Origin of the sequence: Streptomyces sp. NPDC059668 (assembly GCF_042734135.1) — a bacterium.
Lineage (GTDB): Bacteria > Actinomycetota > Actinomycetes > Streptomycetales > Streptomycetaceae > Streptomyces.
On the sequence record NZ_JBHWEL010000067.1, the window covers coordinates 19,636 to 44,339 of the forward strand.

Annotated in this window: 26 protein-coding genes; 16 read left to right on the top strand and 10 right to left on the bottom strand. The window is 71.1% G+C overall.

Features of this window, described 5'->3' with window-relative positions:
• Positions 1-51: 51 nt before the first annotated feature.
• The 4 genes from ACFV2J_RS33580 to ACFV2J_RS33595 are packed head-to-tail and all read left to right on the top strand — an operon-like array spanning position 52 to position 4,236.
• The gene (locus ACFV2J_RS33580) at positions 52-819 is read left to right on the top strand and encodes a cytochrome c biogenesis CcdA family protein (RefSeq protein WP_385083612.1); all 768 of its coding nucleotides are present in this window, start codon (positions 52-54) and stop codon (positions 817-819) included.
• Between the two features lie 3 nt (positions 820-822).
• On the top strand, positions 823-2,697 hold the full coding sequence (locus ACFV2J_RS33585) for a cytochrome c biogenesis protein ResB (RefSeq protein WP_385083603.1): 1,875 nt from the start codon (positions 823-825) through the stop codon (positions 2,695-2,697).
• Entirely contained in the window at positions 2,694-3,770 is a 1,077-nt protein-coding gene (gene ccsB, locus ACFV2J_RS33590; protein ID WP_385083602.1) for a c-type cytochrome biogenesis protein CcsB, read from the top strand. Before ACFV2J_RS33585 ends, ccsB begins: the two co-directional genes overlap by 4 nt.
• A 58-nt stretch (positions 3,771-3,828) precedes the next feature.
• On the top strand, positions 3,829-4,236 hold the full coding sequence (locus ACFV2J_RS33595; RefSeq protein ID WP_385083601.1) for a hypothetical protein: 408 nt from the start codon (positions 3,829-3,831) through the stop codon (positions 4,234-4,236).
• Positions 4,237-4,258: 22 nt separating this feature from the next.
• On the opposite strand, the gene ACFV2J_RS33600 is transcribed toward ACFV2J_RS33595, so the two are convergent.
• The 7 genes from ACFV2J_RS33600 to ACFV2J_RS33630 form a co-directional block, all read right to left on the bottom strand.
• The gene (locus tag ACFV2J_RS33600) at positions 4,259-5,803 is read right to left on the bottom strand and encodes an ABC transporter substrate-binding protein (protein ID WP_385083611.1); all 1,545 of its coding nucleotides are present in this window, start codon (positions 5,801-5,803) and stop codon (positions 4,259-4,261) included.
• 22 nt (positions 5,804-5,825) lie between these two features.
• Positions 5,826-7,931, bottom strand: a complete 2,106-nt coding sequence (locus ACFV2J_RS33605; protein WP_385083600.1) for a hypothetical protein — start codon at positions 7,929-7,931, stop codon at positions 5,826-5,828.
• A 141-nt stretch (positions 7,932-8,072) separates the two neighbouring features.
• Positions 8,073-9,083 (bottom strand): isopenicillin N synthase family dioxygenase, encoded by a 1,011-nt coding sequence (locus tag ACFV2J_RS33610; RefSeq protein WP_385083599.1) that lies wholly within the window; start codon positions 9,081-9,083, stop codon positions 8,073-8,075.
• Positions 9,076-9,546, bottom strand: coding sequence for a nucleoside deaminase (locus ACFV2J_RS33615; RefSeq protein WP_385083598.1), 471 nt, complete (start codon positions 9,544-9,546; stop codon positions 9,076-9,078). The genes ACFV2J_RS33610 and ACFV2J_RS33615 overlap by 8 nt, the downstream gene beginning before the upstream one ends.
• Before the next feature lie 82 nt (positions 9,547-9,628).
• Entirely contained in the window at positions 9,629-10,741 is a 1,113-nt protein-coding gene (locus tag ACFV2J_RS33620; RefSeq protein WP_385442212.1) for an abortive phage infection protein, read from the bottom strand.
• A gap of 172 nt (positions 10,742-10,913) precedes the next feature.
• Positions 10,914-11,573 (bottom strand): class I SAM-dependent DNA methyltransferase, encoded by a 660-nt coding sequence (locus tag ACFV2J_RS33625; protein ID WP_385083597.1) that lies wholly within the window; start codon positions 11,571-11,573, stop codon positions 10,914-10,916.
• 73 nt (positions 11,574-11,646) lie between these two features.
• Complete coding sequence (locus ACFV2J_RS33630) at positions 11,647-12,057, bottom strand: PLD nuclease N-terminal domain-containing protein (RefSeq protein ID WP_385083596.1); 411 nt, start codon at positions 12,055-12,057, stop codon at positions 11,647-11,649.
• Between the two features lie 156 nt (positions 12,058-12,213).
• Between ACFV2J_RS33630 and ACFV2J_RS33635 the strand changes: the two genes are divergently transcribed.
• From ACFV2J_RS33635 to ACFV2J_RS33655, 5 genes are all read left to right on the top strand, one after another.
• Positions 12,214-13,665: a menaquinone biosynthesis decarboxylase gene (locus ACFV2J_RS33635; RefSeq protein WP_153289209.1), complete on the top strand. Its 1,452-nt coding sequence runs from the start codon at positions 12,214-12,216 to the stop codon at positions 13,663-13,665.
• Complete coding sequence (gene mqnP, locus ACFV2J_RS33640) at positions 13,662-14,564, top strand: menaquinone biosynthesis prenyltransferase MqnP (RefSeq protein ID WP_385083595.1); 903 nt, start codon at positions 13,662-13,664, stop codon at positions 14,562-14,564. The genes ACFV2J_RS33635 and mqnP overlap by 4 nt, the downstream gene beginning before the upstream one ends.
• A 31-nt stretch (positions 14,565-14,595) precedes the next feature.
• Positions 14,596-15,279 carry a UbiX family flavin prenyltransferase gene (locus tag ACFV2J_RS33645; RefSeq protein WP_385083594.1) on the top strand — a complete coding sequence of 228 codons (684 nt, stop codon included), beginning with the start codon at positions 14,596-14,598 and terminating at the stop codon, positions 15,277-15,279.
• A 148-nt stretch (positions 15,280-15,427) separates the two neighbouring features.
• On the top strand, positions 15,428-15,883 hold the full coding sequence (locus ACFV2J_RS33650; protein WP_148009934.1) for an Lrp/AsnC family transcriptional regulator: 456 nt from the start codon (positions 15,428-15,430) through the stop codon (positions 15,881-15,883).
• 302 nt (positions 15,884-16,185) lie between these two features.
• Positions 16,186-16,458, top strand: coding sequence for a hypothetical protein (locus ACFV2J_RS33655; protein ID WP_385083593.1), 273 nt, complete (start codon positions 16,186-16,188; stop codon positions 16,456-16,458).
• Positions 16,459-16,691: 233 nt separating this feature from the next.
• On the opposite strand, the gene ACFV2J_RS33660 is transcribed toward ACFV2J_RS33655, so the two are convergent.
• Positions 16,692-17,054 carry a response regulator transcription factor gene (locus ACFV2J_RS33660; RefSeq protein ID WP_385083592.1) on the bottom strand — a complete coding sequence of 121 codons (363 nt, stop codon included), beginning with the start codon at positions 17,052-17,054 and terminating at the stop codon, positions 16,692-16,694.
• 407 nt (positions 17,055-17,461) lie between these two features.
• On the opposite strand from ACFV2J_RS33660, the gene ACFV2J_RS33665 reads away from it, so the two are divergent.
• On the top strand, positions 17,462-18,025 hold the full coding sequence (locus ACFV2J_RS33665) for a TlpA family protein disulfide reductase (RefSeq protein WP_385083591.1): 564 nt from the start codon (positions 17,462-17,464) through the stop codon (positions 18,023-18,025).
• Positions 18,026-18,188: 163 nt separating this feature from the next.
• Here ACFV2J_RS33665 and ACFV2J_RS33670 read toward each other — a convergent pair whose 3' ends face one another.
• Entirely contained in the window at positions 18,189-18,728 is a 540-nt protein-coding gene (locus tag ACFV2J_RS33670) for a DUF3515 family protein (protein ID WP_385442221.1), read from the bottom strand.
• On the opposite strand from ACFV2J_RS33670, the gene ACFV2J_RS33675 reads away from it, so the two are divergent.
• The 6 genes from ACFV2J_RS33675 to ACFV2J_RS33700 all read left to right on the top strand — a co-directional run bounded on the left by ACFV2J_RS33675 (position 18,715) and on the right by ACFV2J_RS33700 (position 23,770).
• On the top strand, positions 18,715-19,254 hold the full coding sequence (locus ACFV2J_RS33675; RefSeq protein ID WP_385083590.1) for an RICIN domain-containing protein: 540 nt from the start codon (positions 18,715-18,717) through the stop codon (positions 19,252-19,254). The two genes, ACFV2J_RS33670 and ACFV2J_RS33675, sit on opposite strands and share 14 nt — an antisense overlap.
• 93 nt (positions 19,255-19,347) lie before the next feature.
• Positions 19,348-20,517, top strand: coding sequence for a hypothetical protein (locus tag ACFV2J_RS33680; protein ID WP_385083589.1), 1,170 nt, complete (start codon positions 19,348-19,350; stop codon positions 20,515-20,517).
• Positions 20,518-20,715: 198 nt separating this feature from the next.
• Positions 20,716-21,879: an aminofutalosine synthase MqnE gene (gene mqnE / locus ACFV2J_RS33685; protein WP_385442226.1), complete on the top strand. Its 1,164-nt coding sequence runs from the start codon at positions 20,716-20,718 to the stop codon at positions 21,877-21,879.
• A gap of 86 nt (positions 21,880-21,965) precedes the next feature.
• Positions 21,966-22,505 (top strand): GNAT family N-acetyltransferase, encoded by a 540-nt coding sequence (locus ACFV2J_RS33690; RefSeq protein WP_385092148.1) that lies wholly within the window; start codon positions 21,966-21,968, stop codon positions 22,503-22,505.
• 94 nt (positions 22,506-22,599) lie between these two features.
• Entirely contained in the window at positions 22,600-22,902 is a 303-nt protein-coding gene (locus ACFV2J_RS33695) for a DUF4229 domain-containing protein (protein WP_385092142.1), read from the top strand.
• An 85-nt stretch (positions 22,903-22,987) separates the two neighbouring features.
• Complete coding sequence (locus ACFV2J_RS33700) at positions 22,988-23,770, top strand: TetR/AcrR family transcriptional regulator (protein ID WP_385092139.1); 783 nt, start codon at positions 22,988-22,990, stop codon at positions 23,768-23,770.
• Here the strand turns inward: ACFV2J_RS33700 and ACFV2J_RS33705 are convergent.
• Entirely contained in the window at positions 23,721-24,623 is a 903-nt protein-coding gene (locus ACFV2J_RS33705) for a MaoC/PaaZ C-terminal domain-containing protein (protein WP_385092136.1), read from the bottom strand. The genes ACFV2J_RS33700 and ACFV2J_RS33705 overlap by 50 nt on opposite strands.
• Between the last annotated feature and the right edge of the window lie 81 nt (positions 24,624-24,704).

The following is a 24,704-nucleotide window of genomic DNA, read 5'->3' on the forward strand; positions in this document are numbered from 1 at the left end:
CCTGACGTGTCCCTCCTCGCCGCCTCCGCCGACCTCACGACGTCCGCGCACCTGACGACCACCCTCGCCGAGGTGGGGGGCCGCAACGAGACGGTCTACAGCGGAGCCCTGCTGCTCGCTGTGCCCGTCGCCCTGCTCGGCGGGCTCGTCTCCTTCTTCTCGCCGTGCGTGCTGCCGCTCGTACCGGGCTATCTGTCGTACGTCACCGGGGTCACCGGTACCGATCTGGCGGAGGCCAGACGGGGGCGGATGGTCGCGGGCGCCAGCCTGTTCGTGCTCGGTTTCACCGCCGTGTTCGTCTCCGGCGGGGCACTGTTCGGGTACTTCGGGTCGACGCTGTACGAGCAGCAGGGCGCTCTGTCCAAGGTGCTCGGCGTGCTCATGATCCTGATGGGCGTCTTCTTCATGGGGATGATGCCCTGGCTGACCCAGCGCGAGTTCCGCTTCCACCGGCGGCCGGTGGCGGGTCTGGTCGGGGCGCCCCTCCTCGGCGCGCTGTTCGGGATCGGCTGGACGCCCTGCATCGGCCCGACCCTCGCCTCCGTGCTGGCGCTCTCCTCCAACGAGGCGAGCGCGGGCCGCGGGGCCATACTGACCGTCGCGTACTGCCTCGGTCTCGGCGTGCCCTTCGTGCTCGCCGCGGTCGCCTTCCGCAAGGCGCTCGGCGCCTTCGGCTGGGTCAAGCGCCATTACGTCTGGGTCATGCGCATCGGCGGCACCATGATGATCGTGACCGGTGTGCTCCTGCTGACGGGTGCCTGGGACAGTCTGGTGCAGCAGATGCAGACGTGGTCCAACGGCTTCACGGTAGGGATCTGATCGATGAGCACGACCGACACCGATACCGACGACGGCACCGGTAGGACGGCGGAACCGGCGGCCGCCAAGCGGCACATCGGGGTGAGCGCCGACGGCGAACTCGGCGAGGCCGGATCCCAGCTGTCCACGGCGCCCGTCGACACGGCCGTGCCCGGTTCGTTCGGCGGGATGCGGGCGCCCGGAGCCGCCGGGGCGCTGGCCTGGACCGGCCGTGAGGCCGTGGGCTGGGCGCGCTGGTTCTGGCGGCAGCTGACCTCCATGCGGGTCGCGCTGATCCTGCTCTTCCTGCTGTCGCTCGGCGCGATCCCCGGGTCGCTGATCCCGCAGTCCGGGACCGACGCGCAGAAGGTGGCGGACTTCAAGGACGCGCACTCGATCCTCGGTCCGCTCTACGACCGGCTGGGACTCTTCCACGTCTACAGCTCGGTGTGGTTCTCGGCGATCTACATCCTGCTGTTCGTCTCGCTCATCGGCTGCATCGTGCCCCGCACCTGGCAGTTCGTCGGACAGCTGCGCGGCCGTCCGCCGGGCGCGCCGAAGCGGCTGGACCGGCTGCCCGCGTACGCGACCTGGCGCACCGCCGCCGAACCGGAGCAGGTCCGCGCGGCCGCGCTCCAGGTGCTCGGGCGGCGCCGCTTCCGGGCGCACGTGGAGAAGGACGCCGTCGCCGCCGAGAAGGGCTACCTGCGCGAGACCGGCAACCTGCTCTTCCACATCGCGCTCGTCGTGATGCTCGTCGCCTTCGCCTGGGGCCAGCTGCTCAAGTCCGAGGGCAACAAGCTGATCGTCGAGGGCGACGGCTTCTCCAACACGCTCTCGCAGTACGACGACTTCAAGTCGGGCAATCTCTTCGGCAGCGACGACCTCACGCCGTTCAGCTTCGACCTGAGGAAGTTCACGGGCACCTACGAGCGGACCGGTCCCAACAAGGGCACCCCGCGGACGTACCAGGCGGCCGTCACCTACAGCGTGGGCGCCTACGGCAAGGAGCGGAAGACCCTCGTCAAGGTCAACGAGCCGCTGAAGGTCGGTGACTCGAAGGTCTACCTCACCGCCCACGGCTACGCGCCCGTCGTCACGGTCCGCAACGGCAAGGGCGAGGTCGTCTTCCACGACGCCGTGCCGATGCTGCCGCTCGACTCGAACGTCACCTCGCAGGGCGCGATCAAGGTGATGGACGGCTACCGGAACGGGCAGGGGCGGCCCGAACAGCTGGGCTTCTCCGCCTTCTTCGTGCCGACCTTCGCGGGTGCGGGCAAGGGCACGATGTTCTCGCAGTTCCCCGCGCTCGACTTCCCCGTCCTCGCGCTGTCCGGGTACCACGGCAGCCTGGGGGTCGACGCGGGCATCCCGCAGAACGTGTACCAGCTCGACACGTCCAAGATGAAGCAGTTCAAGGACGCGAAGGGCAACATCCTCAAGGCGCGTCTGCTGCCCGGCGAGACCATGAAGCTGCCCGACGGCGCCGGCTCGATCACCTTCGACAAGGGCATCAAGCAGTGGGCGAACTTCCAGGTCACCCAGCAGCCCGGCAGTGACTGGGCGCTCGCCGGTGCCTTCACGGCGATCTTCGGTCTCGCCGGTTCCCTCTTCATCCAGCGCCGCCGGGTCTGGGTGCGCGCCACCACGGGCGCCGACGGCGTGACCGTCGTGGAGATGGCCGGCCTGGGCCGCAGCGAGTCCGCGAAGCTTCCCGAGGAGCTCGGCGACCTGGCCGCGCTCGTGCACGAACAGGCACCCAGCAAGACCGACGATCCCGACGCGGGGACGGACCCCGACGCCGGGACGGACCCGGAAGCCGAGCCGGACGCCGATTCGGACACCACCGACCCCGACCCTCACGCCGTACCTGCCGCCGAAGGGGCTGAGAAGCAGTGACTCTCGCCACCGCAACCAACGAACACCTCGCCAACATCAGCAACACGCTGATCTACTCCGCGATGGCCGTCTACACCCTGGCCTTCTTCGCGTACATCGCCGAGTGGATCTTCGGCAGCCGCAGCAAGGTCGCCCGTACGGCGGCCGCGCTCACCTCCGGCGCCGGGACGGCGGCCCCCGCGGTCACCGTGAAGTCGGCGGGCGGTACCGCGGTCCTGGAGCGGCCGCAGGTCGTCACCCGGTCCGCGGCCGGCGCCCGGAACGTGCCCGACGGGCCCGGGGCGCACGGCGGGGACGAACAGGGCGACCTGTACGGCCGTATCGCGGTGTCCCTCACCGTCGTCGCCTGGGCCGTCGAGACGGCCGGCGTGGTGGCCCGCGCCCTGTCGGTGCAGCGTGCGCCGTGGGGCAACATGTACGAGTTCAGCATCACCTTCTCGACCGTCGCCGTGGCCGTGTACCTGGCGTTCCTGCTGGCGAGGAAGGACATCCGCTGGCTGGGTCTGCCGCTGGTCACCACGGTCCTGCTCGACCTCGGTCTCGCCGTCACCGTGCTGTACACCGCCAGCGACCAGTTGGTCCCCGCACTCCACTCGTACTGGCTCTACATCCACGTCTCGACCGCCATCCTCTGCGGCGCGATCTTCTACGTGGGCGCGGTCGGCACCCTGCTGTACCTCTTCAAGGACTCCTACGAGAACAAGCTGGCCGGCGGCGGCCGGCCGGGGCGTTTCGCCACCTCCGTCATGGAGCGGCTGCCCTCCTCGGCCTCCCTCGACAAGTTCTCCTACCGGGTCAACGCCGCCGTCTTCCCGCTGTGGACCTTCACGATCATCGCGGGCGCGATCTGGGCCGGCGACGCGTGGGGCCGCTACTGGGGCTGGGACCCGAAGGAGACCTGGGCGTTCATCACCTGGGTCGCCTACGCCTGCTACCTGCACGCCCGGGCCACGGCCGGCTGGAAGGGTCGCAAGGCCGCGTACATCGCGCTGATCGCCTTCGCGTGTTTCCTCTTCAACTACTACGGCGTCAACATCTTCGTCTCCGGCAAGCACTCCTACGCCGGCGTCTGACGGCCCCACCGCCGTGACCACGGGTGCGGAACCCTCCGCCCCGGGCCACGCTGGTGTCATGACCGGAACCATCGAAGAGGGAGCCGTCGAGACCCGGGGGGACACGCGTGTGCGGCACTGGCTGCTGCGTCTTCCCCAGCCTGTGGACAAGGTCTGGGCGGCGATGGCCACCCCCGAGGGAATCGTGGGGTGGCTGGCGCGGGCGGAGGTGTTCGAGCCGCGGCTCGGCGGGGCGGTCGACCTGCGCGGGCTGGGCGCCGGCCGGATCACCGCCTGGGACGTCGAGCGGGTCGCCGAGTACACGATGGAGAGCCGGGGCCGGGTCCGGTTCCACCTGGAGCCCGCGGCGCCGGACGACACCGGCCCCCGCACCACCGTCCGGTTCACCCACGAGTACGAGGGCGAGTACGAGCCCGGACCGTGGCGGATCCGCTTCGAACGGCTGCTGACCCTGCTGACGCCCTAGCGGGACAGGCGTCCGGGCCCGCCTACGACGGCGGCAGGCACTCCTTCGCCGGCGGTTCTCCCTCCGGCCAGGCGATCTTCACGAAGCGGGCGCGGGACTCGGGGGTCAGCTGCACGATCGGTACGGCCTTGTCGTACGGATTGCCGTGGGCGTCCAGGCAGATCCACCCGCCGGCCCCGTTCACCCGCAGCTCCCTGCCCTTGACCTGCGGCCACTGGAGCCCGACGTCCGCCAGGGCCGGGATCCGCCCGGTCGGTGACGCCCCGCGGATGCCTCGCACGGCGAGCCGCATGGCGTCGTAGGCGGTGATCAGCTGGCCGTCGTCCAGGGCGATCGGGCCGACCGGACCGACCGGCTCCTTCGCGGCGTCGGCCAGCAGGGCCCGGAGCGTCCTCGCGTCCGCCGCGCCGCCCCCGGTCCTCGCCGAGTCCTTCAGCCAGGCGTCCGGGTGGGCGAGCGCCGTGTACCGCACGGTCAGCAGCGGGTCCTTGAGGGCGGCCGGGTCGAGGTCCTTGTCGCCGGCGAGGTACGAACCCTCGTCGCCGGTGAGCACGGTGAACCGGCGGTCGTGGCAGCCGCGCTGGCCCAGCGTGTTGATGAACTGGCGCAGCTGGGTGTGGCGCCCCGCGAAGAGGATGGTGTCGGTACCCGCCGGGGTGTTGCACAGGATGTTGGTGATCTGCGCGAAGACGTTGGAGGTGCTGCCCTCCTCGCTGCGGTCGGCGGGCGGTGTGAAGGGCTGCGCCTCGTAGCGCGAGCCCTTGAGCATCTTCTCGAAGGACCCCTGGAGCGTGCGCGTGTACGGGTCGCCCGTCCGGTCGTAGACCAGGAAGGCGTTGACGGCCGAGACCTTGGCGAACGAGGCGAGGGCGCGGGCCTCGTCGGTGTTGGTGGGGGAGACGCGGGCGAGGCCGGGGAACGGGTCCTTGCCCCGCTGTCCGTTGGCGAGGTCGTCGGCGGTGATCGAACTCCCTATCACCGGGACCCCCCGTGCGGTCAGCGCCGCGACCGCCTTCTTGTTGTTGTCGGTGCTCTGCCCGACGCCGGTCACCGCCCGCAGCCGGTCGGGTCCCCTCGTCATGCGCTCCAGCCGGTCGACCGTGTACCGCCAGTACGTGCCGGTGGACCCGGGGTTGGCCAGCACCAGGCGGATCTTCGGCTTCAGCCCGGTGGTGTCGTGGTTGGCCTGGTACTGGGCCAGATAGGCGCCCTGGAGCTCGTGCAGCACGTCGGCCAGGATGTCGGCGTCGGTCGCGGTGAAGGGCTCCAGCAGGGCCACGGTGACGTAACCGCCCGCCTTCAGCCGGGCGTTCTCCCGGTGGATCGCCCGTACGGTGTCGGCGAACTGCGGCCGGCCGAAGGCGTACGTGGACCACGAGACGCCCACGCACTCGTGACCGCCCTCGGGCTGGACGACGCCCGGGGCGCAGGACCGATTCTCCTTGGTGGCCGTCATACCGCCCCAGACGCCGAGCCCCACGAGGACCGCGGCCAGCGTCAGCGCCGCGTACCGGCGGAAGCGGATCTCCCAGACGTCCTCGCGCAGCCACCGCCACCAACGCGCCATCATCGGTCCCCGTCCGCCGTCATCAGTACCCCCCGGTCCCGTTCTCGTCGTCGTCCGGGACGCGCAGCGGGCGTCCGGCCAGCGCGTCCGACGGCCACTCCCGCGACGCCCGCCACAGCAGCGGGTTGCCCGCGGGCCGCAGGTTCGACAGCTGCTCCAGTTCGAAGCGGAGCCGGTCGCCCACCTTCGGGTCCGGCAGCACCAGCGGATCGGTGAGCTGCCACACGGCGTGCAGCAGCCGTCGTACCCGCAGATGCAGTACGGCGTCCACGCTGTCCGGCGGCCGCTGGGCCGCGTCCGTGCGGCCGAGCGCGATCGACGCCCGGTCGTCGTGGCCGGCGGGGCTGTCGGCGTCCCGGCCGTCCGGGCCGTGCGCGTGGAAGTACGGCGCGGACGCGATGAACAGCAGGGTCGCGAGCCAGTTCCCGGGGTCGGCGCGCGGGAAGGTGTCACGCAGATGCGCCACCGCCGGATCGGCCTTGCCCAGGGCGAGTTCGTGATGCAGCCGGTAACGGTGCCGGTCGGGCAGGTCCTCGTCGCCGTAGTGGTCGACGAGGGTGCGGTGCGCGTCCCGCCACCGCTCGTGGTCCGGGTCGCCGTGGTGCAGGCGCAGCAGGAGCAGCGCGCGCAGGAACGGATCGCCCACGAACTGCCCGGCGGCCGCGGGCAGGCCCTCCCGCGCGAGCCGCTCCTCCAGGTCGAGGACGCCCGAGGCGCCGAAGTCGTCCGGGAGCCGGGCCTGCGCGAGGGCGCACGCCGAGTCGCGGTCGTGGGCGGCGGCGAGCACGGTCAGCTCGTCGAGCCGGCCGCCGGGCACCAGCCGGTCCAGCAGTTCCAGATACGTGGGGCGGCCGTCGCGGTCCTCGTGGACGACGACGTCCGCGGTGAGCAGCGGGCCCAGCGAGGCGGCTGCGCGGGGCAGGTTCTGCCGGGCGGACTCCGCGAGCAGGGTCACGCCGAGCGGGCTGCCGCCGGTCAGCCGGTGGGCCGCGTGCGGCAGGTGCGGCGGCACGTCCAGGCCCTGCGCGGCGCCGCCGAGCAGGTGCAGGGTGTCGTCCGGGGTCAGCGGCGGCAGCGAGAGGAGCAGCGCCCGTGAGGACGGCGAGGTGCCGGGCTCCCAGCCGGTGTGCCGGACGACTTCGGGGAGGGCGCGCCGGCCCGCGTTGCGCAGCGCCGGGTGAGTGTCCCCGCGCAGCGCGGCGAAGAAGACGACCTGGTCGGGGATGCCGTCGGCACGGTCGCGGAGCACGGGTTCCAGCAGGCCGAGGCCGGCCGGCTCCCGCACGTTGTCGATCAGCACGACCGGGCGGCCCAGCCGGTGGGAGCGTTGCACGACCCCCGCGTACGCGTCGTCGAGATCGGCCAGCAGGGCTCGTACGAGATGGCGTTCGGCGTGGGCGCGGGAGTCGCCGCCGGCGCGGAAGTGCGCGGAGAGCAGGATCAGTCCGAGCTTGGCGTTGCCACCCGCGTTCGGATAGTCGCGGTACCAGGTGGCGGCTCTGCGCAGTCTGCGGTGGGTGGGGGCGATCCCCTCGGCGAAGGCCTCCAGGGTCGCCTCGATGATCGGCTCCACCACCGGGCCCGTGCTGCTCATCGAGGCGATGAGCTTGGCGACGACCTTGCTCACCCAGCGGCCCGCGAAGCCCGACAGGCGTGAACCCGTCTCGTTCAGGAGCAGGATGCGCTCGGCCTCCTGCCGGATGCGCGGCACGTCGCGGTCGCTCCAGCCGCCGGCGGCCACCGCGAGCAGCCCCGAGGCCAGTCGCGGGAAGCCGATCCGCCCGGCGCCGGTCACCGGCTCGGCGAGCTGCTCGGCGATCGTGGTGAGCGCCTGTCCGACCGGTGACCAGGACTCCGCGGGCCGCTCGGGCGGCGGAGCGGTGAACTGGTGGTCCTCGCCGTCGACGAGCGCGACCGGTGTATGGCCGCGGTAGGCGTCCCGCAGTTCGCGCAGTACCGCGCTCCTGCCCAGGCCCCGGCCGCCGGTGAACACCACGAAGGGCAGTTCCTTCGGGTGTTCGACCGGGGTCGAGCGCAGCTGGTACGGGCGCAGCCCGACGAGACGTGAAGCGAGACCGGGCGGGTCGGTGTCGAACAACGCCCCGCGTCCGTGCAGCCCTCTGTGCACCGCATCTCCCCCTGGCGCGGTCCGGTCCTGCCTGTTCTGCTGTGAGGTGTATCAATACCAGTGTAAAAAGGGGGAGTTGCTTCGGACTAGGGTGCGTGATGTCCGTTTGGTTACGGAATTCGTCCGCATCCGTTCCGGCGGCTAGCCCACAGTGATCGAATCGAGCTTGTCCCGCAGATACGCGTGGGAGTCCACCGGCGGGTACGCGACGCGCCCCACCGGGGCCGGCACGGACTCCACCACCGTTCCCGGCGTGCACTCCCCGAAGTAGACCAGCGACATCAGCTCCTCGGCGGGCGCGTCCGCGGGCGGCGGCAGTACCCGGTGCCGTCCCGAACGCCACCGGTCCCCCGTCCAACGGGCCATCAGATCACCGATGTTGACGGTGAACGCCGCGGGATCGAAGGGCGCGTCCCGCCAGCCGCCCTCGTCCGTGAAGACCTGGAGCCCGCCCTTGCCCGCCTGCCGGTCGAGGAGGGTGACGGTGCCGAAGTCGGTGTGCGGGCCGATCCGGAACTGGCCCGGCTCGGGCGCGCCCACGACCTCCGTCCCCGGATACCAGTTGATGTTGAAGCCGTACGTCGGGTGGTCCATGTGGCGGGTGAAGAAGTCCGGCTCCAGTCCCAGCGCCCCGCCGAGGAGGGCGAGCAGGTGGTTCTCCAGCTCGGCCATCCGGGCCAGGTACTCCTCACACAGTTCCCGCAGCCCGGGGGCCTCCGCCGGCCACACGTTGGGCGCGTACCACTCCGCGTTGGTCCGCGGGTCCTCGAACGGCTCGTGCGTCGCGAAGGTCAGCGACTCCTTGAGGTCGGGCGGGGTCGCGGTGCCCTCGGAGTACCCGTTGGCCTCGGCGCCCGGACCGAGCCAGCCCCGCCCGCCGACCCGGGCGGCGTACGGCTGTTTCGTCTCCACGGGCAGGACGAAGAAGGCGCGCGCCGCCGCCCTGATCCGGGCGCGCAGGGACGGGTCGACACCGTGGCCGGTGACGAGGAGGAAGCCGGCGGTCCGCAGGGCGTCGTCGACGGTACGGGCGATCCGCGCGCGGGTCGCCCGGTCGCCGGACAGCCACGGGCGCAGATCGACGGTCGGGATGCCGGGGTGGGCCGGCGGCTCCGCCCGGCGGCCGGCGCGGGGACCGCTCACCTCACTCACCGATGTCCTCGTTCCACAGGGCCGGGTTCTCCGCGACGAAGTCGCGCATCATCGCCGCGCACCCGGGATCGTCCAGCCGGACGATCTCCACACCGTGCTCGGCCAGCCAGTCGTGGCCGCCGTGGAAGGTCCCGGCCTCCCCGATCACGACCCGGGAGATGCCGAACTGGCGGACCAGACCGCTGCAGTACCAGCACGGCGAGAGGGTGGTCACCATGGTCGTACCGCGGTAGGTCCGCTGCCGCCCGGCGGCACGGAAGGCCGCGGTCTCCGCGTGCATGGACGGGTCGCCGTCCTGGACGCGCCGGTTGTGGCCGCGGCCGAGGACGGTGCCGTCGGCGCCGTACAGCGCGGCGCCGATGGGGATACCGCCCTCCGCGAGCCCCGCGCGGGCCTCCTCGACGGCGGTGGCGAGCCATGCGCGGGCCCGTGCCGGGTCGACTGCCTGATCGATGCGCTCCATGGCCCCACTCTCCTGTGGGCGGAGCGCGAGGGCAACGCGCGAAGGCTCCTCCGGCGGCCGGGCCCCCGCCCCGGACGGACCGTCAGCGGCAGGGGCGCGCGTACTGCCGGGCCAGCGCGCGGAAGGACTCCTTCGGCTCCCAGTACCGGCCGGCCGGCCCCGGAGCACCGGGCCGCCGGTCCTCGACCGTCTTGACGAGGGAGTAGCTCGCCGTGTCGAGGTCGTGGCGCGGGTCGCGGGGGCGGTGCGGGGCGTCCGGGGTGACGAAGGTGTACGCCATCGCCGAGTACAGGCCCATCGACTCGAACACCGACAGCACCTCCGTCAGATACGCGGCCTGCGCGCGCTCGCTGCGGACGATGCCCTCCTTGATCTCCGGCGGCTCCTTGCCGTAGTCGACGACGTCCCAGCCCATGCCGCCGCGCTCCGGGGCGCCCTCGAAGGTGCAGCAGCCGAACTCCATGACGGCGACCGGCTTCCCGAACCGGGTGTACCGGGCGAGATCGCGGACGTAGGCGTCCCGGTGCCGGAAGAACCCGTAGTAGTCGATGCCGACGAGATCGAAGAGCCCCCAGTCGACGTCCTCGTCCTGGGCGGCGGCGTACGTCAGCCGCCCGCGGAAGACGGAGCGGCCCACGCCCGCCGCCCGCGCCGTGAAGCGGTGCAGGCGGCGCGCCGTCGTCACGGGGTCGAAGGTGCCGTCGAGGAGGTTCTGGACGCGCTCCTGGGCGTTGGCGCCGGGCACGATCCCGGGCACGTACAGCATGAACTCGCACCCCACGCTGAGGTGCACCCCGGCCCCCTGCCGCCGCAGCCGCTCCGCGCACCGGCCCGTCTCCGCGAGATGGTCGAGGATGTCCCGCTCGGGCACGTCGCCCAGGGTCGGTTCGAGCCAGACGTGCAGGCCCCGCTCCGCCGCCTCGGCGGCCGTGGCGGCGAGCCGTTCGACACCGTCGCCGGTGACCTTCACGGAGTTGGCGTGCAGGTCGTGCGCGAGGGCGCGCACATCGCCGCGCATACGCCGGGCGCTCCACCCGGTGCCGGGTGTCTCCCCGTCCGCCACCTCGTACACCGCGCCCCGACAGGTCAGCCCACGCCGGCCGGCCGTCGCCCCGGCCCGCCCCGCGGGCAGCACCGCCGCCGCCGTCCCCGCCGCGGCCATCCCCAGGAACCGTGCCCGGCTGATCTCCCGCATCGCGCCTCCCCGTGTCGTCGTCCCGCCCCAGTCTGGGAAGAGACCCGCCACCGCGCCGTCCGCCGATGGTCTACGGACGATGGCCGAAGGGATGAGCCGCAGCGGGGCGCGCGGACGATCTGCGCACAACGCGGACGGCGCACAACGCGGACGGCGCGCCGGGGCGCACCGGCTACACCCGCCCTCTCACCTCACGCTCGCTGCGGGCCAGTACGAACGCCTGGGGCGTGTTCTCCCGCGCGTCGGCCTCGCGGACGAGACGCGCGACCTCGACCAGCCCGGCGGCGCGCAGCAGTTCCGCGACACGCTCGGGCGGGAAGCGGTGGACGTCGAGGTCGAGGTCGTGCCCGTACGCGTGGTCCAGGTGCACCCGCTCGTCCCCCACCTTGTAGGCGAGGAGGAGATGGCCGCCGGGAGCCAGTACGCGGTGGAACTCCCGGAACAGCACGGGGAGTTCCTCCAGCGGCGTGTGCACGGTGGAGTACCAGGCCAGTGCTCCGGCGAGTGCGCCGTCCGCGATGTCGAGGGCGGCCATGGTCCCCACCTCGAACCGCAGCTCCGGATGGCTGCGGCGGGCCACGGCCACCATCCCCGGCGACAGATCGATCCCGTACGCGTGCAGCCCGAGCCCGTCCAGATACGTGGTCACCCGCCCCGGCCCGCACCCGAGATCCGCGACCACCCCGCCCCCGCCGCCCTTCACCTTCTCCGCGAAGGCCCCGAGCACGGCCCGGTCGAACGGCTTGTCCGCCAACTCCGTCCCGAGCAGCTCGGCGTAGTCGTCGGCGACGGTGTCGTACGACACCCTGATGGCGTCCGGGCGAGAGGTCATGGCGGCGGACCTTAGCCCCCGGCACCGACAACGCGTCCCCGACGGCGGGCTCCCGCAGGGACGTTCGCCCGGCTCAGGACTCGTCGTCGGACTTGCTCTGCTGCTCCCTGCGCCGCAGCTCCTCCTCGCGGCGCTGGAGGTCGGCCTCCCAGTCCTTCAGGAGCGCCTCGTCGCGGTCCGGCCGCTCGGCCTTCCCGGTCCGGAGCGAGTCGAGGAACTCCGGGTTGTCGTCGGGGGCGACGTACGGCGCGCCCTGGTCGCGGCGCCATCCGGCCGCGGCGGCACCCGCCGGGCTCCCGCGGCGCGTCCGGCCCGCGACGAGCCAGGCGACCGGTCCGACCAGCACCTCGCCGAAGAGCAGGATGATGATCACCCACACCACCTTCGGCAGTCCGCGGACCTCTTCCTCGGGGGTGTTCAGACAGTCGATGAAGGCGTAGATCCACAGCGCCAGGACCAGCAGGAAGGGCAGATACCTGAGCATGGCCGAACGGTCCCCCAGTGAGCGACGGCGGGGCGGCACAGGGCCCCGGTGACGCGGCCAGGGTAGCGGGTGGCCGCACCGGTGCGCGGCCCCCGCCCGCCCGGCGACGGTGGGGCGCACGCAGCCGCCGGGAGGGCCTCGGCGATACTGGAACGCATGGCTTACGACGATCTTCGCTCCCTGCTGCGGGCACTGGAGCGCGAGGGCGACCTCAAGCGCATCAAGGCCGAGGTGGACCCGTACCTGGAGGTGGGGGAGATCGTCGACCGGGTGCAGAAGGCGGGTGGTCCCGCGCTGCTCTTCGAGAACGTGCGCGGCTCCGCCATGCCGCTCGCCATGAACGTCTTCGGGACCGACCGGCGCCTGCTGAAGGCCCTCGGCCTGAAGTCCTACGGCGAGATCTCCGAGAAGATCGGCGGACTGCTCAGGCCCGAACTGCCGCACGGATTCGTCGGTGTGCGCGAGGCCTTCGGGAAACTCGGCGCGATGGCCCACGTCCCGCCGAAGAAGGTCAAGGAAGCGCCGGTGCAGGAGGTCGTCCTGCGCGGCGACGACGTCGATCTCGACGCGCTGCCCGCCCTCTTCACCTGGCCCCAGGACGGCGGCTCCTTCTTCAACCTGGGGCTGACCCACACCAAGGACCCCGAGAGCGGCATCCGCAACCTCGGGCTCTACCGCCTCCAGCGCCACGACAAGCGCACCATCGGCATGCACTGGCAGATCCACAAGGACAGCCGCAACCACTACCAGGTCGCGGCGCGCAGGGGGGAGCGGCTGCCCGTCGCGATCGCCTTCGGCTGTCCCCCCGCGGTGACGTACGCCTCCACCGCCCCGCTGCCCGGTGACATCGACGAGTACCTCTTCGCCGGGTTCATCCAGGGCAAGCGGATCGAGATGGTGGACTGCAAGACCGTCCCGCTCCAGGTTCCCGCGCAGGCCGAGGTGGTGCTGGAGGGATGGCTGGAGCCGGGCGAGACGCTGCCCGAGGGGCCGTTCGGCGACCACACCGGGTTTTACACGCCGCAGGAGCCCTTCCCCGCGCTGACCATCGACTGCGTGACCATGCGGAAGCGGCCGCTGCTCCAGTCCATCGTGGTGGGCCGGCCGCCGACCGAGGACGGCCCGCTGGGCCGGGCCACCGAGCGCTTCTTCCTGCCCCTGCTGAAGATCATCGTGCCGGACATCGTGGACTACCACCTGCCCGAGGCGGGCGGCTTCCACAACTGCGCGATCGTCGCGATCGACAAGAAGTACCCCAAACACGCCCAGAAGGTGATGCACGCCGTCTGGGGCGCCCACATGATGTCCCTCACGAAACTCATCGTGGTCGTCGACTCGGACTGCGACGTCCACGATCTGCACGAGGTCGCGTGGCGGGCCCTGGGCAACACCGACTACTCCCGTGACCTCACGGTCGTGGAGGGTCCCGTCGATCACCTCGACCACGCCTCCTACCAGCAGTTCTGGGGCGGCAAGGCGGGTATCGACGCGACGAGGAAATGGCCCGAGGAGGGCTACACCCGGGACGGCGGCTGGCCCGAGATGGTGCTGTCCGACCCACAGACGGCAGCGACGGTCGACCGCCGCTGGAAGGAGTACGGGCTGTGAGTTCAGCTTCCGCGGCGCTCCCGCAGCCGGGCCGCACCAAGGCGTTCCTGCGCCTCGTCATGATCGAGCACTCGGTGTTCGCGCTGCCCTTCGCGTACATCGCCGCGCTGACCGCGATGTACGAGCTGGACGAGAACATCCACTGGGGACGGCTGTTCCTGGTGACCGTCGCGATGGTCGGGCTGCGCACCTTCGCGATGGCGGCGAACCGGATCATCGACCGCGAGATCGACGCCCGCAACCCCCGCACCGCCCACCGCGAGCTGGTCACCGGCGCGATGAGCGTGAAGCACGCCTGGACCGGCGCGCTGGTCGCCCTGGTCTTCTTCCTGGGCGCGGCGGCCCTGCTGAACCCGCTCTGTCTGGCGCTCGCGCCCATCGCCGTGATCCCGATGGTGGTGTACCCCTACGGCAAGCGGTTCACGAACTTCCCGCAGGCCATCCTGGGTCTCGCGCAGGCGATGGGGCCGGTCGGCGGCTGGCTCGCGATCAGCGGCGAGTGGTCCTGGAACGCGGTGATCCTGGGGCTCGCGGTCGGCGTCTGGATCGGCGGCTTCGACCTGATCTACGCCTGCCAGGACGTCGAGACGGACCGCGAGGTCGGCGTCATGTCCGTACCCGCGCGCTTCGGCATTCCCGCCGCCGTCCGGGGGGCCCGGGTCTGTCACGCCGTCACCACGGCGCTCTTCGTCTGGTACGCCCTCGCCACCGGCGCCGGTGCCTTCTTCTGGTTCGGCCTGGTGATCGTCGCGGGCGCCTTCCTCTACGAGCACAGCATCGTCAAGCCGCACGACCTGTCCCGGCTGAACCGCGCGTTCTTCAGCGTCAACGGATTCATCGGCATCGCTCTGTTCGTCTGTGCCCTGCTCGATCTGCTGGTCCGCGGGCTCACGGTCTGAATCCCGCCGGTCGCCGGATACCCTCGACACCATGAAGCCAGGACAGACGCAGCGCCGGCCTTGGATCGTGGGGGTGTCCGGCGCGTCGGGTACGCCGTACGCCGCCGCCGTGCTGCGTGCGCTGCTGGCGGCCGGCGAGAGCGTGGACCTGGTCGTCAGCAGGGCCTCGCGACTCACGCTCCTCGACGAGACCGGGCTCTCCTTCCGCGACGCCCACTGGCGGGACGACCTGCGGGAATGGCTGGCGCGGGGCGCGGACGGCAAGCCCGGCACCTTCGACGCCTTCGAGGCGCACCTCGACGCCGTACGGCACTGGAGCGCGGGCGACCTGGCGGCGGGACCGTCCTCGGGTTCGTACCCCGCCAAGGGCATGCTCATCGTGCCCGCCTCGACGGCCTGTGTGGCCGGGGTCGCCCTCGGCCTGTCCAAGGACCTGCTCCAGCGCGCCGCGAGCGTGACCCTGAAGGAGGGACGCCGGCTGGTCGTCTCGGTACGCGAGACCCCGCTGAGCGGGCAGACACTGCGTCACCTGGTCTCCCTCGACGACGCGGGCGCGACCGTACTGCCGGCCTCGCCGGCCTTCTACGCGGGCGCCACCCACATCCAGGACCTGGTGGACTTCGTCGCCGGACGGGTGCTGGACGCGGCGGGCGTCGAACACCGGCTGTACCGCCGGTGGGAGGGCGAACTCGGCGGTGGCTCCCGCCCGACCTGAGCACCGGCGGCGGCATCTCCCGGCAGCACCCGGTACCGCCCCGGTACCGCGTCAGCACCACCTCGACACGACCCGAACGACATCGCACGACTCAGCGGACTTCACACACTTCAGGACCCACACACTTCAGCGGAAGGCTAGCGATCGCATGGACGCGGTGGACAGGCAGCTCATCCAGGCCCTGAGAGAGAACGGCAGAGCCTCCTACGCCGAGCTGGGGCGCCTCGTCGGTCTGTCGGGGCCCAGCGTCACCGACCGCATCAACCGGCTGGAGGCGGCCGGGGTCATCACCGGGTACCGCGCCACCGTCGACTCGGCCTCGCTCGGTCTCGGCGTCACCGCCCTGATCGGCATCTCGCTGTCCGACGCGGCCGACCACGAGGACGTCGCCCACCGCATGCGGGACCTCGGCGAGATCGAGGACTGCTGGTTCATCGCGGGCGACGACTCGTTCATGCTCAAGGTGCGGGCGAGCGACGTGGACGGCCTGGAGAAGACCATCCGGCGGCTGTCGGGAACGAAGGGCGTCTCCAGGACCCGCACGACGATCGTGCTCTCCACGAAGTGGGAGAACCGGGTGGGGGAGCTGCCCGAGGAGGAGTAGGACGCGGTTCCGCTGCCGCCGGGGACGCCTCGTGGCCGACCCGGTGGTGCCCGTGCCGTCCGTGGTCCTCGCGCCCGCCGGTGGTACGTCGTGGCCCCCGGGTTCCCCGGGACGGGCGTCTGCCGGATGATCGCGCCCGCGTATCGCTTCCCGCGCCCGTACCGGTTCCTGGCGAGCCCGTCGGATCGCGCGGGCGTTCGGGGTTTCGGCCTGCCGGATTTCCGGGAGTGCCATGATGGGGCGTGCAGGATCTTCGTACCTGCGCGTCGGAGACTCCGGCGCCCGACAGCAAGGAAGCCGACATGGCCACTGGAACCGGAACCACCTCTGCCGACAGCCCCGCGGCTCTTTACGGGCCGGTGTCGCTCGGTCTCGGCATCGCCGCACTGATCGCCGTGGCGCTCTCCGGCTTCATCGGCATCGCGATTCCCCTGCTGGCCGGCAGCCTCGCCGTCACCTTCGGCATCCTCGGCCTGACACGCGGTTCCCACCGGGGCCGGAGCCTCATCGGGCTCGCCACCGGCTCCGTGGGCGTGCTCTACCCGGTCCTCGCCGTCATCGCCTTCGCTTCCTGACCGCCTGCGTACGGTGGGGAGCCGCCGGCCTCGACATGGCCCGTAGTGTGGGCGCGCAGCGCTTCGCCCCGCCGACCGTCAGGACAGCGGGGCGAAGCGACAGGGTCCGAGTCGACCCGCGACACCGAGTCGGTGCGCGGCGGAACCTGTCCGTTGCGCGTTCCCGGGCTTTCCCGGGGAGTTCTCCGGCCGGCTACCGGACACCCGGCATCGGACGAACCAGCCATCGAGCCCTAGGCGACACAGGTCTCGCGTCGTCTCCGCGGCGTCATGCCATCGTCCTGCGCGCAGCCCGGATGGGAGCACAGCAGGCCATGGGCGAGCACCGACAGCACGGCCGCCTGCAACCGCGTCTCCTGTTCCAGCTTCTCTATGATCCGGGCGACGTGTGCCTTCACCGTCCGCTCGGCGATGCTCAGCTCGCGCGCCAGCTGCCGGTTGCCCAGCCCCGTGCCGAGCATCAGCAGGACTTCCTTCTCCCGCCCCGTCAGCCTCTCCAGCCTCGCTGCCCACGAGCCGGAGGCCGGATCGCTCTCGGACCACTGGTAAGGACATGACGGGTCATTCGTGTGGTGCGCGTAGGACCGCTCGAACATTTCGGTCCTTCCTGATCCCGCGTTTCCAGCAGAGCCCCGTGCCCTGGTTGCTGCGGTGATCTCTGTCAACGTAGCACCGGGCACTGACACGGGCACGTCAGAAAATGGTGACTCCTTCGGGCGCCTCAAGGGGACTGTCCGGAGAAATCATTTCCGCCAACTTCTTTGATTCATAAACTTGTTGTGCGTATTCGGAGTTTCCGAGCGGCCATGACGGAAGTAGTGGTGCGGCCTGCCGGAAACGCCTCGCGGCGCTCGGGCAGGGCCGGCGTGGGCCCATTTCGCCGAGCGGGGTTCGGTTGAGGCGTTCGAGCGCGACGGGCCCGGGCGTGGGGGTGCTGCGAGGGAACGGTGCCACGCGCGTCGGCGACCCAAGCGCTGCCCTGTCAGGAGGCGTTGGAATACTCATGACCATGGAGTACCCCCGCCGATCGATGGTTCTGGCCTTGGTCCTGCTCGCCCTCACGGCCTGCGCCCCCCAGCGCCAGTCCGGCGGCTCCCCGGCCTCCATGCTCGACAGCATTCCGGCGGCCGATCGCCGCTCCGCGCCCGATCTCAGTGGTGCCACCCTCGACGGCCCGCCTGTTCACCTCGCCGATTACCGGGGCAAGGTCGTCGTGCTCAACGTCTGGGCCTCCTGGTGCGGCCCCTGTCGCGCCGAGTCACCCGAACTCTCGCGAGCACAGGAGCACTTGAAAGTGCGGGGGGTCCAGGTGCTGGGGGTCAGCACCGACGCGGACAGGGGTGCCGGCCGCGACTTCCAGCGCGCGCACCATCTCAGCTATCCCAGCCTCCACGATCCCGGTCATCGGCAGTTGTCCCGGTTGCCCAAGGGCTATCTGTACCAAGCCCTGCCGTTCACGCTCTTCATCGACCGCCGGGGCAGGATCGCCGCCACCTATGTCAGCACCCTCACGGAAGCCGACGTGCGCCGCGTCACTGCTCCGCTGTTGCGCGAATCGGCGCGCTGACCTCACGGAAGGCCACCTCCCGGAGGGGCAGTTCCCTCTGGGACACCTCCCTTACGGACGTCGCGCGCACCGCCCGGACAGCGCTAATTTCGATCACACCGGAAGCCGAACGGGCCTCCGGACAAGGTGAGTCGACGGCGAGAGGGGGACGGCGTGCGACCCATCAGGCGTCCGGAGCGATGCACCTTGCGCGCTGCTTCACCGGGGCGACGAGGCGACTCATCTCGACCAGTACGACGTCGGTCTCCGGTACGTCGTCGGAGATCGACACCTCCACCGCCGGCCGCCTTCCGTAGGTGACCAAGTACTTCCGTCCGTCCCGGGACTGAGCCTCTTCCAGCACCCAGTCCACACCGTCGACGGTCACACACATGTCAGTGGTCGGCGCCGGCGGATACAGGCCGCACCGCAACTCCACCGCCCCTCGGCCCCAGGCGGCGAGTCCCTCGTACGAGACCCGGTCGCGCTCGTTGCCGGCCAGGCTCGACGGATAGTTCCCGGCGATCCGCGCGCACTCCGGCGTGTCCGCCAACGGGCCCTGTTCAAGGGCGAACACCGGCGAAGTCACCTCACGTGCGACCAGAACTCCCCCTGTCACCAGCGCTGCGAGGGCCAGACCAGCAGAAGCCCAGGACCTACGGGACCAACCGTTCAACACCAACAACCCTTTCGTAAAAGGAGAAAGCATCATGCGTGAAGCCATTCGCGGCCTTGTCGTCGCCGGAGCGGCCGTAGCCGCCGCCGCAGCCACCGTAGCTCCCGCCACCGCCGCCACGGCCGCGGCGGCGACCAGCGCGAAACCTGCGGCCGTGAGGTCCGCCGCGACCTACACCAACGTCCGCCTCGAAAAGGTCTGGGGTCCCACCGGCCGCTGCCTCTCCATGAAGGGGAGCACCGGGACCGGTGCCCAACTCACCCTTCAGAAGTGCAATGCCGACTCCACGCAGAAGTGGACCCTGAAGGGCAATTCCAGCGGCGTCTACACCATCAAGAACAAGAAGTCCGGCAAGTGCCTCGGCATCAGGAGCAGCGCGGCCGGCACGCGCGTCACCCAGCACCCCTGCAACGCCTCCGCCAAGAGCCAGCAGTGGGTCCTGGGCAGCAGCCGGATCATCAGCAAGCAGGCGAACAAGGTGATCACTGCCAAGAGCAGCGACGCCAACACCTACCCCGTCATCGACAAGTACAGCTCCGCGAAGCGCAAGCAGCAGGAGTGGGGCCTGTCCTGACCGTGAAGGCGTCGGGCGCCGCCCTCGTGGGCCCGTCAGCAGGGCGAGGTGGCCGCGGTCGGCGGCACAGAAAATGACGAAAGGGAAAAGCTGATGTATCTCTCGCGTTCCGTGAAGACGGCCATGCTGACGGTGGCCCCCCTCATGCTGGTCGCCACCGGGTTCGACGCGTCCGCCTCCGCCGGCCAGGACCCACGGCCGGGCGCTACGGCGTTCTCCCTGTCCGCGCTGTCCTCCGACTCGCTGAGCGACGTGTCCGGCGTCAGCGCGAAGAGCGCGGTGGGCCGGACGCTTCAGGCACAGGGCTTCGGTGTCCTGCGGGACGCCTCGGGAGAGACGGCGGTCGTCGACACCTCTCTCGCCCGCGAGGGCATCACCTCGGCGGCCGGCAAGGACTTCGTGACACTGTCCTGGAAGGGCTATGAGAAGGGTGCCCGCTACGTCATCACCCGGGACGGCAAGAACGTGGCCGCCCTGGCCGCGGGCGTCACCTCTTTCCGCGACACGAACGTGAAGCCGGGCGCCGGGTACCACTACCAGGTCGTGCCGGTGCTGCCCGAGGGCGGCGCCCCGCAGGCCCGGCTGTACGGCGTGCGGGTGTCCGTGCCGGCCTCCGGCTCGCTGACGGGGCTGCGCGCGCAGGCGGCCGAGCGGGCGACGGCCGCGGCCGTGGCCAGGACGTCCACGGTGACCTGGGTGGGCTTCATTCCGCAGAAGAAGGTCGACGCTCCTCCGGCGGGCTGTGACTACGGCACGAACTACCAGTTCGGCGGCGACGGGCACTCCGACTTCAACTGGAAGTCGGACAAGTACCGCTTCGCCCTGAACGCGACCGTCACGTGGAACACCAAGAAGGTCGTCGCGAACAAGCACATACAGGCCAGCCACGTGTACCTGAAGAGGACCGGCAGGCTCGTCGCCCAGAAGACCGCCAGCGCCCGGGACACCTACGCCAAGAAGCTGGGGTCGAGCAGCAGGAGCGTGGACGTGCGGATGGTCGTGCACGCCACGAACCCGTTCTGCAGGGGCCTGGGCGGAGTCAAGGGCGCCGCGGACGGGGCCCTGACGATGAACCTGGCCACGAGCGGCAACTACGCCATCCGCTCCGGCAAGCACCGGCTGTACCCGAACACCTACATCTACATCTACGACGGCGGGAGGGTCACCGACGTCGTCACGCGGAGGTACGCCAGCACCGCGTGCCTGATCGGTTCGGTCGCCTGCCCGGAGGCCGACCTGACCGGCTACTACGGCAGGTTCTGACCCCGCCGTGAGGTGAGCAGGGGCCACCCGGGGACAGAACCGGGTCGGCCCCCGCTCACCGGGAGTGACGCCGGCACGTCTTCATCCCGCGCGCGTCCCCCCTCCCGCACCCCCGCCTGCCCCCTCCGGCGGGCCCGTGAACCGTCGGCGACCTGGCTGGGCGTACGGTTGGGGGGTCTGTCGGAGAAAGGTGTGAGCATGGATGTCGGGCTCAAGCGCGAGCTGGAGGACAAGGTCCGGGCCGGTGAGCGGCTGACCCGTGAGGACGGCATCGCGCTCTACGAGTCGGACGACCTGGCCTGGCTGGGCGGGCTCGCCCACGAGGTGCGCACGCGGAAGAACGGCGACGTCGTCCACTTCAACGTCAACCGCCACCTCAACATGACGAACGTGTGCACGGCGTCGTGCGCCTACTGCTCGTTCCAGCGCAAGCCGGGCGAGAAGGACGCGTACACGATGCGCATCGAGGAGGCCGTCCGCCTCGCCAAGGCGATGGAGAACGACAACCTCACCGAGCTGCACATCGTCAACGGCCTGCACCCGAGCCTTCCGTGGCGCTACTACCCGCGCTCCCTCAGCGAGCTGAAGAAGGCCCTCCCGAACGTCTCGCTGAAGGCGTTCACGGCGACGGAGATCCACCACTTCGAGACGATCTCCGGCATGTCGGCCTCCGACATCCTGGACGAGCTGATCGAGGCCGGCCTGGAGTCGCTGACCGGTGGTGGCGCGGAGATCTTCGACTGGGAGGTGCGCCAGCACATCGTCGACCACCGCACCCACTGGGAGGACTGGTCGCGCATCCACCGCCTGGCGCACTCCAAGGGCCTCAAGACGCCGTGCACCATGCTGTACGGGCACATCGAGGAACCCCGCCACCGCGTCGACCACGTGCTCAGGCTCCGTGAGCTCCAGGACGAGACCGGCGGCTTCCAGGTCTTCATCCCGCTGCGCTACCAGCACGACTTCGTGGACATGAAGGACGGCAAGGTCCGCAACAAGCTCCAGGCCCGCACCCAGATGGCGACCGGCACCGAGGCGCTGAAGACCTTCGCGGTCTCCCGGCTTCTGTTCGACAACGTCCCGCACGTCAAGGTCTTCTGGGTCATGCACGGCGTCCAGACCGCGCAGCTGGCCCTCCAGCACGGCGCCGACGACATGGACGGCTCGGTCGTCGAGTACAAGATCACGCACGACGCGGACAACTACGGCACGCCGAACAAGCTGACCCGTGAGGACCTGCTCGACCTGATCCGCGACGCCGGCTTCCGTCCCGTGGAGCGCAACACCCGCTACGAGATCATCCGCGAGTACGACGGCGCGGACCCGGCCCGCCGCGACGAGCCGCAGCCGATGCGCGTCTGACGTACCGGCGCGCGCCGGCCGCTGTTCAACGGAGCGCCCTCTGCGGTTGAGGGAGCTCTGACCTCCATGTTCTAGCCTGGGTGACCGTGCCACTGACGTTCACCCTCTTCACCGAGGACACGAAGCCGACCCCGGCCCTGCCCGACCAGCTGCTCGCGCTCTGGACGGATGTCACCAACGCGGGCGGCGCGGTCGGATTCGTGCCACCGGTGACCCCCGCCGACATACGCCCCCGCGCCGAGGCCCACCTCGACGCCATGGCCGAGGGCCGCACCCGGCTCCTCGCCGCCTTCACCCCCGACGGCCGGCTCGCCGCCACCGCCTTCCTCTCCTTCAACGACCACCCGCTGATGCGCCACTGGGCCTGGCTCTACACCGTCATGGTCGACCCCGCGCTCCAGGGCCGCGGCTACGGCGCCGAGCTGCTCCACGAGGCCGAGCGGCGGGCCCGCGAACTCGGCCTCGACGCGCTCCGGCTCACCTGCCGGGGCGGGGAGGGACTGGAGCGCTTCTACGCCTCCTGCGGCTACAAGGAGGTCGGCCGGGTGCCCGAGGCGATACGTGTCGCGCCGGGCGACGACCGGGACGACATCGTCATGCTGCTCCCTCTGCCGCGCGTCGAGTGAGGCCCCCCCGAGTGATCCGCACTTCCGGCGTGCTTCACTGGACGGTGCCCTTTGGGAACGTTCGAAACGGTTCGGAACGGAAGAGTGGATTGACATGGGCCGCTACACGCTGATGCGCCTCGGTATCTTCGCAGGCTGCCTCGTGGTCGTCTGGGGCCTCGTCTACTCGGGCATCGCTCCGCGCGGCCTGGGCGACTCCAACTACATGTGGGTGGTCCTGCTCGCCCTGGTGATCTCCGCGCCGATCAGTTTCGTCGTGCTGCGCAAGGAGCGCGACCGGGCCTCCGCCCAGGTCGTCGCGCGCGTGGACCGCGCCAGGGCCAACCTGGAGCAGAACCGCCGCCAGGAGGACCACGCGGACGACGCGGCCCGCGGCACGCAGAGCCAGCCCTCCTGACCCCCCCGGCACCGCCACCCGCACGGCCCCGGACCCCGGCGCGCTCGGTGCCGCTCCGTCGGCGGCCGATCGTACGCTTGCCCGTATGGGTGCTGTGAAGAACAAGCGGATGCCGCGTGCGGTGCGCGAACAGCAGATGCTGGACGCCGCCGTGCGGACCTTCGGGCAGCGGGGCTACCGGTCCGCGTCGATGGACGAGATCGCCGATCTGGCGGGCGTGTCCAAGCCGTTGGTGTACCTGTACCTGAACTCGAAGGAAGACCTGTTCACCGCCTGCATCCGGCGTGAGGCCGTGGCACTGACCGCGGCGGTGCGCGCGGGCGTCGGGCCGGGCCTGACCGCCGACCGCCAACTGTGGGAAGGCCTGCGGGCGTTCTTCACCCACACGGCGCAGAACCCCGACGGCTGGTCGGTGCTGCACCGTCAGGCGCGCACGCACGGCGAGCCGTTCGCGGCCGAGGTCGCCGCGATGCGCGAGGAACTCGTCGCGTTCGTCACCCAGTTGATCGTGGTCGCCGCGCGCGAGGCGCACCGCGACCCGTCCCTGCCCGCACGTGAGGTCGCCGGGCTCGCCGAGGCCCTCGTCGGCGCGGCCGAGTCCCTCGCGGCCTGGGCCAACGCCACGCCGGGCGTCTCCGCGAAGCAGGCCGCGGCGACCCTGATGAACTTCGCCTGGGCGGGCCTGGGCGGCCTCATCGAGAACCGCCCCTGGTCGCCACCGTCACCGCCACCGCCTTCGTCACCGTCGTCGCTGCCGCTTCCGCTCGAAGACCGGGGACACCCTCACCGTGAGCCGGACCCGGCTCACGGGACAGCCCTCAGGCCGGAGCCGGACCCGGATCGGGCCGGGGGTGCACCGCCCCGATGAGATGCGGACGGCCCGTCTCTCCGGCCTTCCCCGGGGCACGGAGCGCGAAGGCCGGGCCGTCGGCGGCGTAGACGACGGTGCCCGGCAGGAGGACGGGGGCCTTGAAGTCCGCGCGCACGTGGACCGGTCCCAGCGGTCCCTGTTGCGCGAGGCAGCGGGCGACGGACCACATGCCGTGCGCGACGGCCCGGGGGAAGCCGAAGAGGCGGGCGGTGAGCGGGTGGAGGTGGATGGGGTTGCGGTCCCCCGACACGGCGCCGTAGCGGCGCCCCACGTCGCCGCCGAGACGCCACTCGGCGCGGGCGGGCAGCGGACGCGCCGCCGGCTCCACGCCCGCGACGACTGCCGCCGCCTGCTCCCGGGGTGCCGAGGAGGCGCTCCCGTCCGTCCGGTGCCGTGCCAGATACGTGCTCGTCGACGCCCACACGAGCTCGCCGCCCGCTCTCGCCTCGGTCACGACGCGGGCCTCGGTCCCGCGGCGGTGCGGTGCCAGTCCCTCGGCGTACACGGTGAGTTCGTACGTCCCGGTGGCGGCCGGTGCCCGCCGCTGACTGATCTCGATCGACGTGTGCACCAGCCCGAGCAGCGGCAGCGGGAACGGACGGCTCGCCATGACCCGCATGGCGAGCGGGAACCCGAGGACGTGCGGGTACGTGACCGGTAGCGCGTCCGAACCCGTGGCGAAGCCGCAGATGCGTTCGTAGCGGGCCAGGTGGGCGAGGTCGATGCGGAGGTCCCGGAGGACGAGGTGGTCCCGGGGGACGGGGGCGTCCGGGCGGGGGTGCTTGAAGGGGGAGAGGAGGGCGCCGCGGACGAGGTGAGGGGTCATGGAGGGCAGGTGGCGGTCGGCCATTGTCCGAACTCCCAGCGGAGACGTAGATTTACTCCAGAGTAAGTTACCCTGGGTAATCCTATGTGGCGGCGCGATGGCAGG